This window comes from Bisbaumannia salifodinae, from assembly GCF_055388505.1.
Map to the genome: position 1 here is coordinate 3,114,459 of NZ_AP043781.1, position 12,667 is coordinate 3,127,125.

Here is a 12,667-nt window from a genome sequence, read left to right on the forward strand (position 1 = left end):
ACTGTTTCGATCGTTACTGCGTAGTTGCAGTCGGCTTTCCCGGCGCCCGGCAGGAGCCCTTTCCTCGAACTCGCTGCGCCGGCTACCTGAGCAAGCCTTGTTATAGTCCAATGCTCGCAGGAGAAACCTTATACCGGGAATTTGGAGAACGCAACAAGAAAAAACACTGTTTTCCTATCGCTAATCCGCGGATCACGGAACTTCCCTCGTTCACCATGGTCGCCTGGGCACCCGGCCCATCATAGCCTGCCGGGCCCGCATGACAAGCCCATGACGCTCAACGCTGTATTAGCCGGGACTGCGACGCTGAGTCGCACCCTGCCCTATGCGCCAGCATCAACGACCATGCTTGGCCAATAGCGCATCCAGCTTCCGGGTGAAGCGCGCCTTGGGATCGGGCTCGCGCCCCGCCGCTTTATCGGTGCTCGGCTGCTCGTCTGACCGCCCCTTCCGGGACTCGGCGGCAGAGGACGATCCCTTCTTGCCCGATCGCTTCCGGCCAGTGGCCGCCTTTCCCGGGCCGGCCTTGCCCGGGGTCGCCTTGCCGCCCTTACGCCGCTCCTTGAGGAACGCCTCGAGCTGACGATGGGCATAGCGGGCCTCGCCCTCGGTCACGGTCCCGGCGGCCTCGCCATCCAGCCCCACCCGCTGGGCCCCGGCCCGCACCGCCTTGAGGTAGCGGGGCAGATGCACATAGCAGGCCAGGGCCCGGCGCACCAACTTCTCCGGCCAGGGCTCCCGGGCCAGCAGCTCCTCGTGGACGCCCACCTTGAGGGGCCGGGTATGCCCCTTGAAGAAGGCCTGGGGATAGCGCTGGTACCACTGGGTCAAGAGCGCCTGGGGCGAGGGCGGCGCCTCGATGGGGAGGGACTCCTGGGAAGAGAGCGATTCCTGGGAAGAGAGCGACTCCTGAGAGGAAGGCGACTCCTGGGAGGAGAGGGGCGCCTGAGAAGAGCGCGATTCCTGAGCGGAAAGCGGCTCCTGAGAGGAAAGCGGCTCCTGGGAGGAGAGGGGCGCCTGAGAAGAGCGCGATTCCTGAGCGGAAAGCGGCTCCTGAGAGGAAGGCGACTCCTGGGAGGAGAGGGGCGCCTGAGAAGAGCGCGCTTCCCGGGAAGAAAGCGGCTCCTGGGGAGCCGTCGCGTCCCCAGCAGTGGAGGTTACCCGAGGCGGCAACGCTTTCTCGACGTCGGCCTGGTGTTCTTGTGCCACGTCTTCTTGCGGACGCGGGCGACGCCCAATCAGCGCCGCCAGGCCCTGACTGCGCGGCACCCCCGCATCGGGGCGTTCGGCCTCGAGGCGCTGTCGCAGGGCCTGGTTATCCGCTTCCAGGCGTCGATTACGCGCCTCCAGCTCGGCGATTCGCCGCCGGGCCTCGCCGAGTTCATCGAGCCGTCGCTCGACCTGACCTTCCAATGCCGCCAGCAAGTGTCGATTCGCTTCGCTGCTCAAGACGCCCCCCTCCCTCGGTGTCATGCCTTTGCCAAGTCTGTGCCAGCCTGGGCACGGTGACAACTCTCCCTTAACGCCGGCGATAGGCCACGAAGTGGTAACTCGGCTGCCCTTCCACCGGGGTGCCGGCCACGCGCTGCACTTCCTCCCAGGCCGCCATGGGCAGTTCGGGAAAGCGGGCATCCCCCTCCAGGGTCAGATCCACCTCGGTGAGATAGAGGCGACTGGCGAAGGGCAGCGCCTGGCGGTAGATCTCCCCGCCCCCCATCACCATGATCTCCTCGGCGCCCTCGAGCAACGCCTGCTGCTCGGCGAGCTCCAGGGCACTAGCCAGGTCGTGGCAGACGCGCACCCCGGGATGGGCGAAACCGGCATCCCGGGTCACCACGATATTGAGCCGCCCCGGCAGGGGCCTGCCGATGGACTGAAAGGTCTTGCGCCCCATCACCAGGGGCTTGCCCTGGGTCATGCGCTTGAAGAACTTGAGGTCCTCCGGCAGATACCAGGGCAACTGGTTATCCACGCCGATCACCCGATTGCGAGAAAGCGCGGCGATCATCGCCACCGGCACCCGGACAGCATCGGCCTGACTCATACCGCCACCTCCGCCTTGATATGCGGGTGGGCCTCGTAGGCCTCGATACGAATATCCTCGAAGCGGAAGGCGAAGAGGTCCTCCACCTCGGGATTGAGCCACAGGCGCGGCGCGGCCAGCGGCGAGCGGCTCAGCTGCAGCTCGGCCTGTTCCAGATGGTTGAGGTAGAGGTGGGCGTCCCCCAGGGTATGAATAAACTCCCCGGGCTTCAGGCCACAGACCTGGGCCACCATCTGAGTCAGTAGCGCATAGCTGGCGATATTGAAGGGCACCCCCAGGAAGATATCGGCACTGCGCTGATAGAGCTGGCAGGAGAGGCGGCCCTCGGCCACATAGAACTGGAAGAGCGCATGGCAGGGCGGCAGCGCCATCTCGTCTACCTGGGCCGGATTCCAGGCGGAGACGATCAGTCGTCGAGAATCGGGATTGCTGCGAATCTGTTCCACCACCTTGTCGATCTGGTCCACCGAGCCGCCCCTGGGATCGGGCCAACTGCGCCACTGGTAGCCGTAGACCGGCCCCAGCTCGCCATCGGCGTCGGCCCACTCGTCCCAGATGCGCACCCCATGCTCCTTGAGGTAGGCGATATTGGTATCACCGGCCAGGAACCACAGCAGCTCATGGATAATCGAGCGCAGGTGCAACTTCTTGGTGGTCAGCAGGGGGAAGCCACGCGCCAGGTCGAAGCGCATCTGGTGGCCGAACAGGGAACGGGTGCCCACCCCGGTGCGGTCGTGCTTCTCCACGCCATGGTCGAGCACCTGGCGCATCAGGTCGAGGTAGGGCTGCTCCAGGGCAGCGGGTTGCGAAGCGGTCTCGGGGATCACGGCGATTCCGGCGGTCAAGAAGTGGTGGGCGCTATTCTATGCCACAGGCTCGGCCCACCCAAGGCTTTCGGGTCGAGCCGCGATCAGGGCGTGGGCTGGCGCCGCGACCAGAGCATCAGCGCCGCCCCGGCGAGGATCATCGGCAGCGTCAACAGCATGCCCATGGTGACCCAGCCGAAGGCGATAAAGCCGATATGGGCATCGGGCAGGCGCACGAACTCCACGCCGAAGCGGAAGAGACCATAGAGGGCGAGGAAAAGCCCCGAGACCAGCCCACGGGCGCGGGGCTTGGCGGACACCCACCACAGCACCACGAACATCACCAGGCCTTCCAACAGCGCCTCATAGAGGGCCGAGGGGTGGCGCGGCTCGGGTCCCATGCCGGGAAAGGGCATCCCCCAGGGCAGGGTCGTCACCCGACCGGGAAGCTCGGCATTGATAAAGTTGCCGATGCGCCCGGCGCCCAGGCCGATGGGCACCAGAGGCGCGACGAAATCGGTCAGCGTAAAGAAGGCCAGTTGCTTCCTGCGGGCAAACAGCAGCGCCGCCAGCAGTACGCCGATCAAGCCCCCGTGGAAGCTCATGCCGCCATCCCAGACCTGCACGATCCACAGCGGATTCTCCAGTAGCCGATCCATGCCGTAGAAGAGCACATAGCCCAGGCGCCCGCCCAGCACCACGCCCAGGGCGGCATAGAAGAGCAGGTCACCGATATCGTCCCGGGTCAGTCCCAGGCGGGAGGCACGGCGGCAGCCCAGCCACCAGGCCGCCACGAAGCCGACCACGTACATCAGCCCATACCAGTGGATGGCCAGGGGCCCCAGGGAAATGGCCACCGGGTCGATGGCGGGATAATTCAGCATGGAAGGTCCTATTACAGAAGCGAGATAACAGACGGCCTAGCGCAGGAAATGCCGGTCGACAATCCTCAGCGGCGGGGCAAGGGCCGGCCAGAAACGCAGCCGGTAGATCCCCGTGGCGGCAGATCGTTCACCCTGGGAATCATGTGACCTTGTCCCGGGCGGTGGCCGGCAGCCAGCGGCGGACCAGCTCGATCAGGCTGTGGGGGCGGTAGGGTTTGGCCAGATAGTCATCCATGCCGGCCTCCCGGAACCCCTGACGATCCGCCTCGCTGGCGTTGGCGGTGAGTGCCACCAGCACGCTGGGTGGCTCACCATGTCGAGCCTCATGCTCGCGCCAGCGACGACTCGACTCCAGGCCATCGGGGGTCGGCATATAGATATCCATCAATACCAGGTCGAAGCGCTGTTCACGCTGTAGCGCCAGCGCTTCCTCGCCACCACTGGCGGTCACCACCCTTAGCCCTTGCCCCTCCAACACCTGTCGGGCCAACATCACATTGACCGGCCCGTCATCGACGATCAGCACCTGGGGACAGGGTTCCGCCGGCGACGGCATCTCGAGATTCGGCAGACTGCCATCCACCAGACTGGCCAACAGATCGGCGAGGCCATGAAGGCGTGACTCGAGCTCGCACTCCTCCTCGCCCCTCTCACGCCGGTAGGCCCTCAAGTCCTCCAGCAGCGGCACCAACTCCTGCTGCAGCTGCTTGAGATACCCCGCCTGCAGGCTGGCCTCCTGACGGGCGCGGTCCCGCGCCTGGGTCAATTGGGCCAGGCTATGGCGCTGCTCGTCCAGATCCTCCAACAGCCCCAGGCTGAACCCCTGGCCATCCTCCAGGCGTACCAGACGGAACTCATGCCAGCCCTCCTTGGCCAGGGGCAGACGCACCCTCAGGTCTGTCTCGGCGCCTTCCGCATGACGCAGCACATAACCCAGTTCCAGTCCCTCCAGGGCACTGCGGGGTCGCCCGAGCAGTTGCTCCAGGGGACGGTTGACCTCCAACAGGGTGCCCTTATGGGCGAGAAAGGCGGGCTGGGCCAGGGAGTCCAGCATGGCTTCGAGCTGCGGGCGCTGGGCGAGGCGCTCCAGCAGGCGCTGCAGGGTCTCCAGCAGGCCATGCAGGCGCTGCTCGACCCCCTCCTCCGGGTCACGCGCCGGCAGCAGGCGCTGATTCTTCAGCCGCGAGGGCAGCGAGCTATAGACTTCCCGAAGCAGGTGCTCCAACTGATCACAAGGCACCTCGAAGCTCAGCTCCCATTGGTGCAGGCGCCGCTGGAAGAGTAGCAGGAAGGTCACCAGGACCAGGGCGGAGCCCAACAGCAATGCCCCCACCGGCAGGGCCAAGAGGCCGAGAGCGCCATCGGCCCGCCATACCATCAGCCACGCCAGCAGGCATAACAGGACGAGCCCCGCTTCCGCCGCCAGGCAGGGCCAGAGCGCCGGCCAGACCAGTCGCTTCCAGAGCACTCCCTTGCCAGAATCGAGTCGCATCCCTACCCCTGTCGTCATCCACCAATGAACTGAGTTTACTGCTCACGCTCTGGACTGTCATGGTCGAGCCCAAGCACTCGCCGACAATGACTTCCCCGTCGTCGCCTTCGGGGATAAGGTAGCAGCCATGTGTCTTATCGCCCTTGCCTACCACCCCGATGCCCCCCACTGGCTGCACCTGGTGGCCAATCGGGACGAGTTTCATGACCGCCCCAGCGCCGCCCTGGACGACTGGCCCGACGCGCCACAGATCCTGGGGGGCCGCGACCTTCAGGCCGGCGGCTCCTGGCTGGCCCTGCACCGTCGCGGCCGCCTGGCCACGGTGACCAATGTCCGCGATCCGGCCCTGGTGGTCCCCAAGCAGGCACCGAGCCGCGGCGAACTGGTCCATCAGGCCCTGACCTGCGATGACCTGGCAGCCTGGCTGGAGCGTTTGGCCGCCGGCGAGGCGTGGCGCTATGCCGGCTTCAACCTGCTGGTGGCCGAAGAGCGCCGCCTCTGGCACCTGCATCGCAGCCGCCATGCGCTGACCCTGCGACGGGTCGGCCCCGGCCTGCACGGCCTCTCCAATGCCGACCTCGACACCCCCTGGCCCAAGCTGCTGGCCAGCCGCCAGGGGCTGGCCGACAGCCTGACGCAGGGCGTCTGGCCGGATACGGCGCTAGCCGCCATGGGCGATACCCAGGAGATCACGAACGCCGCGCGCCTGCCCGACACCGGCGTCGGCCGCGAGCTGGAGCGGCGGCTCTCCGCCGCCTTCATTCTAGGCGACACCTATGGCACCCGCGCCCTGACCTGGCTGCGCTGGCATCGAGAGGGGCGAGTGGAGATCACCGAGCGGCGTTTCGGGCCCGGGGGACAGGCCCGGGGAGAGACTCACCGCCTACTGAGACTGGACGCCCGGTCTCCTCCCTCCGCTTCCCTATCGGCCGATACTCCGAAAAATTGAACGACCTAGTCCTTGGGGGGCAAAAGGTGGGTCAACTGCCAGGTCTCCAGGCGCCGATTGAGCAGGCTGCGCACCTCGGCGGGACTCCCGAGCGTCAGGGTCTCGGCCACCAGGGCCCGGGCATCCGCCATCGAGACGCGGCGAATGGCGGCACGCACCCGGGGCAGGCTGGGAGCATTCATGGATAGCGCCTCGAAGCCCATACCCATCAGCAACAGGGCCCCCGCCGGATCGCCGGCCAGCTCACCGCACACCGAGGTGGGCATGCCCAGCGCCGCCGCCTCATCGGCCAGCCGCGCCAGGGCCGCCAGTACCGCCGGATGGCAGGCATCATAGAGATCGGCGACCCGGGGGTTGTTACGATCTACCGCCAGCAGATACTGGGTCAGGTCGTTGCTGCCCACCGAGAAGAAATCGACGCGCTCGGCCAAGGGACCCAACTGATAAAGAGTCGCCGGCACCTCGATCATCACCCCGACCCGGGGCCGCGGCACCACCACGCCCTCTTCGGCCAGCTCGTCCCGGGCCCGATCGAGCAGGCGCAGGGCATCGTCGACCTCGTCCACATTGGTGATCATCGGCAACAGGATCTGCAGGTTATCGAGCCCCTGGGAGGCGCGCAGCATGGCCCGCAGCTGCACCATCAGCACCTCGGGGTGATCCAGGGTCACCCGAATGCCCCGCCAGCCGAGGAAGGGATTGGCCTCCTCGATGGGGAAATAGGGCAGGTCCTTGTCGCCACCGATATCCAGCGTCCGCATCACCACCGGCAGGGGCGCGAAGCTCTCCAGTTGCTCGCGATAGAGGCGCGTCTGCTCCTGCTCGCCGGGGAAGCGCTCGGCGATCATGAAAGGCACTTCGGTGCGGTAGAGCCCCACCCCGCCGATGCGCGACTTGAGGGAGGCCACCGCATCCACCGCCAGGCCGGTATTGACCATCAGCGGCATGGCGTGACCGTCCGGCGTCTCGCTGGGCAGGTCCTGCTCGTGCTCCAGCACCTCGGCCAGGGCCAGTTCCTCGTCGATCAGGGCCTGATAGTGGCTACGCATCTCGCTGCCGGGGCGCACGATCAGCCGACCGCGGTGACCATCCAGTACCACCGGACTGCCATTGAGCCGTGGCAACGGCAGATCGACCATGCCCAACACGGTGGGAATACCCATCGCCCGGGCCAGGATCGCCACATGGGAGGTGCTGGACCCCCGCACCGCCACCAGGCCGGCGAGCTTCTCCCGGGGCACCTCACCCAGACTCGCCACGCTGATCTCGTCCCCCACCAGGATGGTCTGGGCCGGGTAAGAGTCCGGCGTCTGGGGACTCTCCTCCTGCAGGTGGGCCAGCACGCGGCGCCCCAGGTCGCGCACGTCGGCGGCCCGCTCGCGCAGGTAGTCGTCGTCGACCCGTTCCAGGTACTGCACATGACGGCGCACCACATCGGCCAGGGCGCCGGGGGCCCACTGCCCCTCACGAATGCGCTTGACCACCTCCTGTCCCAGGGCGGCGTCGCTGAGCATCTGCTGGTAGACCTCGAACAGCGCCAGTTCCTGGACACTGATGCGGCTGGCCAGGCGCTCACCGGTGGCGCGAATCTCGTCGCGCACCCGATAGATGGCGTCCTGCAGGCGCTTGATCTCGTATTCGGTATCGGAGGGAATCAGGTCGGGGACGCTGTCCAGGTCGGCGGGGGGCATGATCACCCGGGCCTCACCGATGGCCATCCCCGGAGAGGCCGCCACCCCGGTGAAGACCGCCTGACCATCGGCCCGGGCGGGACGACTCAGGGTCCCGGTGACCAGGGCATGGGCCAGCACGCCGGCCAGTTGGGCGGCCATGGTGACCAGGAAGGCTTCATCGCCTTCATCGTAGCGCCGCTTGTCCTGCTGCTGCACCACCAATACGCCGAGCATGCGGCGCTGATGGATAATCGGCACGCCGAGGAAACTGGAGAAGCGTTCCTCGCCGGTCTCCTCGAAGTAGCGATAGGCGGGATGGGCCGGCGCATCCTCCAGGTTGAGGGGCTCCTCCCGCTGGCCGACCAGGCCCACCAGGCCCTCCCCCAGGCGCAGGGTCACATGCCCCACCGCCTGGGTACGCAGGCCGATGGTCTCCATCAGCATCAGGCACTCCTGCTCCGCGTCATAGAGGTAGAAGGAGCACACATCGGTACGCATCGCCTTGCGGATACGGCGCACCATGGTCGACAGGGCCGCCTCCAGACTGCGGGCCCCATTGACCTCCTGAACGATGCGGCGAAGGACGTCGAGCATAGCGTATCTTCTTGTAATGATTGAAATGGGCGGTGTTCGGCCGGTGACCCTCCGGGGCTACTCGCCGATCAGGGCCAGGCGCTGGGCACGGGGTGCCAACTCGCGCAGGGCTCGCCGATACACCTCCCGCTTGAAGGGCACCACCTGCCCCAGCGGATACCAGTAACTGACCCAGCGCCAGCCGTCGAATTCCGGCTTGGGCGTGCCATCCATGCAGATCTGGCTGTCCTGGCAGCGCATTTTCAGCAGGAACCACTTCTGTTTCTGGCCGATACACACCGGCCGAGAGTTCGTTCGTATCATGCGTCGTGGCAAGCGGTAGCGCAGCCATCCTCGGGTACAGGCCAGCACCTCGACATCGGCCGCCGTCAGGCCGATTTCCTCTTCCAGTTCCCGATACAGGGCCTGTTGCGGAGTCTCGTTTGCCTTGATGCCTCCCTGGGGAAACTGCCACGCATTTTGTCCTACCCGACGCGCCCAAAGCAGCTGGCCCTGACGGTTGACAATGATAATGCCAACGTTGGGCCGAAAGCCGTCAGCGTCGATCACGGACATCACCTTATAAATTCACTATGGCAGTCATTCTTCCACAAAGCCGGAAAGCGCATCAATAAGGCATTTACGGGCGGCGAAAAGCACGGTCGCATCGGCGGAACGGCCGGGGCCCCACTCGCCAGCGGGAAGCGGCCTGGAGGCCACGGAGGGCGCGGGCCCCAGCCTTGCTAGCGGCCCACCGTTGTCGATCGAGAAGAGGATTCGGGGTCAGTCACGCAGGCTGATAATCCGCCAGCCGCGGCGCTCCGCCTCGGCGCGCAGGGTCTCGTCCGGGTCCACCGCCACCGGGTGCTCGACCTTCTCCAGCAGCGGCAGGTCGTTGTGGCCGACTAGAGAGCCTGTAGAACCCGACGGCCATCACTCACGCAGGCTGATAATCCGCCAGCCGCGGCGCTCCGCCTCGGCGCGCAGGGTCTCGTCCGGGTCCACCACTACCGGGTGCTCGACCTTCTCCAGCAGCGGCAGATCGTTGTGGCCGACTAGAGAGCCTGTAGAACCCGACGGCCATCACTCCCGCAGGCTGATAATCCGCCAGCCGCGGCGCTCCGCCTCGGCGCGCAGGGTCTCGTCCGGGTCCACCGCTACCGGGTGCTCGACCTTCTCCAGCAGCGGCAGATCATTATGCGAATCGCTGTAGAACCACGCATCCTCGAGGCCGACCTCCTTGTCCTCGAGCCACGCCTCCAGGCGTACCACCTTGCCCTCGCGGTAACTGGGCACGCCGGAGACCTTACCGGTATAGCGGCCATCGACCACCTCCGGCTCCACGGCGATCAGATCGTCGACCCCCAGCCGTTTGGCGATGGGCCCGGTGATAAAGCGGTTGGTGGCGGTGATGATCAGCAGGGCATCGCCCCGGGAGCGATGACGCGCCAGCAGCTCCTCCCCCTTGGGCAGGATATGCGGCTCGATCTTGCTGGCCATGAACTGCTGGTGCCAGGCGGCCAGTTGCTCCGGGGTATTCTCGGCCAGGGGCCTGAGAGCCACCTCCAGGAAGGCCGCCATATCCAGGGTGCCGTTCTCGTAGTCACGCAGGAAACGGTCATTGGCCTCGCGGTAGCTGACCGGATCCACGGCCCCCTGTTCCAGCAGAAACTCGCCCCAGGCATGGTCGCTGTCGATGCTCAGCAGGGTGTTGTCGAGGTCGAAGATGGCCAGGCTCACTGCGTTCCCCTCTCAGTCGGCGCTCACACGCCGCGGTTGGTGGTCGAAAAGCCCACGATTATGGCAGAGATCCCCCGGCGGGGGGAGCCGCCGCCCCGGCCCGGCCCCGATAGCCACCACACGGCATACCCCATACAAAAGTTTTATACTGCATCGCACAAACCGTGCGGCGGCCTTATACAACAACCAAGTTGTTGATATTAAATGATAAAATAACCAACCCTCAGCCAAAGCTTTTCCTTATGCCCAGCATAACTCCCATAAAGTCTAGCTTTGGCATGGATTCTCTTTACCGTCAAAATGGCTATAATGCCTGCATCGATTCGTCGAGCCTGCCGATGGCCAACCTAGGCGGCAGGCCAGGGCCTCCGGGCAATCCCTGGAGGGTGACTCCCGCACCAGGCAAGCGAGAACCTCCCATGTCCACACCGACCTATGACGTTCTGATCGTGGGTGGCGGCGTCTCCGGCACCGCCCTCCTCTACGAGCTGGCGCGCTATACCGACCTCAAGGCCCTGGGCCTGGTCGAGAAGTACGATCATGTGGCCATCGTCAACTCCCATGGCCGCAACAACAGCCAGACGATCCACTGTGGCGATATCGAGACCAACTACACCCTCGAGAAGGCCAGGGTCACCAAGCGTACCGCGGGCATGGTGGTCAACTTCGCCACCAAACTGGCCCCCGAGCAGCGCGACAAGATCGTCTACCAGTACCCGAAGATGGTGCTGGGGGTGGGCGAGAGCGAGTGCGACTTCCTGCGTCAGCGCTTCACCAGGTTCCAGGAGCTCTTCCCCAAGATGCGCCTGCTCGAGCGGGACGATATCGCCGAGCTGGAACCCAAGCTGGTGGAGGGACGCCGTCCGGAGGAGCCCATCGTGGCCATGGGCTCCACCGACGAGTACACCGCGGTGAACTTCACCACCCTCTCCGAGGCCTTCGTGGAGCAGGCCCAGCAGAGCGCGCAGGAGAAGGGCATGGCCTGCGACGTGCATCTCTCCACCGCGGTGGAGTCGATCACCCAGGGCGAGGACAAGCTGTTCCGGGTCAAGACCCCCAACAAGGGCACCCTCACCGCCCGCTATGTGGTGGTCAGCGCCGGCGGCCACTCCCTGCTGTTCGCCCACAAGATGGGCTACGGCCTGGACAAGTCCTGCCTGCCCATGGCCGGCTCCTTCTACTTCACGCCCAGGGTGCTCAACGGCAAGGTCTACACCGTGCAGAACGAGAACCTGCCCTTCGCCGCGGTGCACGGCGACCCGGACGTGCTGGTGGAAGGCAAGACCCGCTTCGGCCCCACCGCCCTGATGCTGCCCCTGCTGGAGCGCTACAACGGCAAGACCTTCTTCGAATTCCTCAAGGTGCTGCGCCTGGACCGCAACGTGGTCAAGGCCCTGTGGGACCTGATGAAGGTGCGCGATATCCGCCGCTATATCTTCAAGAACTTCCTGTTCGAGGTGCCGGTGCTGCGCGAGCGCCTCTTCCTCAAGGACATCAAGAAGATCGTGCCGAGCCTCACCGTCCAGGACGTGACCTTCGCCAAGGGCTTCGGCGGCGTGCGCCCGCAGCTGATCGACAAGGAAAAACAGAAGCTGGTGATGGGCGAGGCCAAGATCAACCCGGGTACCGGTATCGTCTTCAATATGACGCCCTCCCCCGGCGGCACCAGTTGCCTGGGCAACGCCGAGAAGGACATGTACCTGGCCCAGGAGTTCCTCGGCTGCAACGTCGACAAGGAGGCCTTCGAGCGCGACCTGCTGAGCGGTGAGATCCCCCTTACCGACCTGGAGCGCCCCGAGGCTCACTCCCTGATGTAGACCGAACCGCCTCGCATCACGACGACGCCCCGGCCAATTGGCCGGGGCGTCGTCGTTAGAGGGATTCGTCGCGCGGGCCGCGGCCCGTCAGGGGGAGAGCCGGGCCGCGGCCCGTCAGGGGGAGAGCCGGGCCGCGGCCCGGGAGGCGGGAGGCGGCGAGTGGGCAGCATGCAGCCGCTCGATCAGTTGGTCTTCCAAGGAGAAGCGTTCGCCGAGCCCCTTGGCCAGGCGATCGAGCCAGGCCGGCAGCCGGGAGAGGTAGTGCTGGCAGCGGCTGGGGGTGGAAAAGTCTTCGTCGAAGGCCAACACCAGCTCGGTGGACATCTCCAGGCGCTGCAGCAGCTTATCGGCCAGGGCCAGGGCATCGTGGTCGTGGAAGGCCGTGGCCTCCTCGCGCAACTGGGGATAGATCTCGAAGTGGCCGGCGCTGATATAGTCCATCAGCAGCTCGCTGAAGGCATCGATCTGGCTCTTCTCCACCGCGTCCAGCTCGGCGTCACAGGCCTCCTTGAGGTCCATGAAAGTGACCAGCAGCTCGCGGCGCTGATCCAGCCAGCGATCGATCAATCGATGCACCCCACCCCAACGCTCCAGGGCCGTCTTGCACTCTTCCAGCATGGCTCTTCCCTCACGACTCTCGGCTCGCCATCCAGACTCACCCGAGCGGGGGCGAGTGTCAATGCCCTGAC

Annotated in this window: 11 protein-coding genes; 2 read left to right on the forward strand and 9 right to left on the reverse strand. The window is 65.8% G+C overall.

Translation table 11 applies throughout. The features are described from left to right. Positions 1 to 336: 336 nt before the first annotated feature. From ACZ5EF_RS14635 to ACZ5EF_RS14655, 5 genes are all read right to left on the reverse strand, one after another. Positions 337 to 1,449 (reverse strand): ProQ/FINO family protein, encoded by a 1,113-nt coding sequence (locus ACZ5EF_RS14635; protein ID WP_346061181.1) that lies wholly within the window; start codon positions 1,447 to 1,449, stop codon positions 337 to 339. A 70-nt stretch (positions 1,450 to 1,519) separates the two neighbouring features. After that, positions 1,520 to 2,044, reverse strand: a complete 525-nt coding sequence (locus tag ACZ5EF_RS14640; RefSeq protein ID WP_346061180.1) for a dihydrofolate reductase — start codon at positions 2,042 to 2,044, stop codon at positions 1,520 to 1,522. Beyond that, positions 2,041 to 2,814, reverse strand: coding sequence for a thymidylate synthase (locus tag ACZ5EF_RS14645; RefSeq protein WP_346061284.1), 774 nt, complete (start codon positions 2,812 to 2,814; stop codon positions 2,041 to 2,043). Before ACZ5EF_RS14645 ends, ACZ5EF_RS14640 begins: the two co-directional genes overlap by 4 nt. 140 nt (positions 2,815 to 2,954) lie before the next feature. Next, positions 2,955 to 3,734, reverse strand: coding sequence for a prolipoprotein diacylglyceryl transferase (gene lgt / locus ACZ5EF_RS14650; RefSeq protein WP_346061179.1), 780 nt, complete (start codon positions 3,732 to 3,734; stop codon positions 2,955 to 2,957). A gap of 139 nt (positions 3,735 to 3,873) precedes the next feature. After that, positions 3,874 to 5,226, reverse strand: a complete 1,353-nt coding sequence (locus tag ACZ5EF_RS14655) for a response regulator (protein WP_346061178.1) — start codon at positions 5,224 to 5,226, stop codon at positions 3,874 to 3,876. 127 nt (positions 5,227 to 5,353) lie between these two features. Here ACZ5EF_RS14655 and ACZ5EF_RS14660 point away from each other — a divergent pair, with 127 nt between their 5' ends. Beyond that, positions 5,354 to 6,175, forward strand: a complete 822-nt coding sequence (locus tag ACZ5EF_RS14660; RefSeq protein ID WP_346061177.1) for an NRDE family protein — start codon at positions 5,354 to 5,356, stop codon at positions 6,173 to 6,175. 5 nt (positions 6,176 to 6,180) lie between these two features. Here ACZ5EF_RS14660 and ptsP read toward each other — a convergent pair whose 3' ends face one another. The 3 genes from ptsP to ACZ5EF_RS14675 all read right to left on the reverse strand — a co-directional run bounded on the left by ptsP (position 6,181) and on the right by ACZ5EF_RS14675 (position 10,161). Further along, the gene (gene ptsP / locus ACZ5EF_RS14665) at positions 6,181 to 8,442 is read right to left on the reverse strand and encodes a phosphoenolpyruvate--protein phosphotransferase (protein WP_346061176.1); all 2,262 of its coding nucleotides are present in this window, start codon (positions 8,440 to 8,442) and stop codon (positions 6,181 to 6,183) included. Between the two features lie 57 nt (positions 8,443 to 8,499). Further along, entirely contained in the window at positions 8,500 to 8,991 is a 492-nt protein-coding gene (locus ACZ5EF_RS14670; RefSeq protein WP_346061175.1) for an RNA pyrophosphohydrolase, read from the reverse strand. A gap of 513 nt (positions 8,992 to 9,504) precedes the next feature. Beyond that, positions 9,505 to 10,161 carry a histidinol-phosphatase gene (locus tag ACZ5EF_RS14675; protein ID WP_346061174.1) on the reverse strand — a complete coding sequence of 219 codons (657 nt, stop codon included), beginning with the start codon at positions 10,159 to 10,161 and terminating at the stop codon, positions 9,505 to 9,507. Positions 10,162 to 10,580: 419 nt separating this feature from the next. Between ACZ5EF_RS14675 and ACZ5EF_RS14680 the strand changes: the two genes are divergently transcribed. Further along, positions 10,581 to 11,978 carry an FAD-dependent oxidoreductase gene (locus ACZ5EF_RS14680; protein WP_346061173.1) on the forward strand — a complete coding sequence of 466 codons (1,398 nt, stop codon included), beginning with the start codon at positions 10,581 to 10,583 and terminating at the stop codon, positions 11,976 to 11,978. A gap of 114 nt (positions 11,979 to 12,092) precedes the next feature. Here ACZ5EF_RS14680 and rsd read toward each other — a convergent pair whose 3' ends face one another. Further along, the gene (gene rsd / locus ACZ5EF_RS14685) at positions 12,093 to 12,596 is read right to left on the reverse strand and encodes a sigma D regulator (RefSeq protein ID WP_346061172.1); all 504 of its coding nucleotides are present in this window, start codon (positions 12,594 to 12,596) and stop codon (positions 12,093 to 12,095) included. Between the last annotated feature and the right edge of the window lie 71 nt (positions 12,597 to 12,667).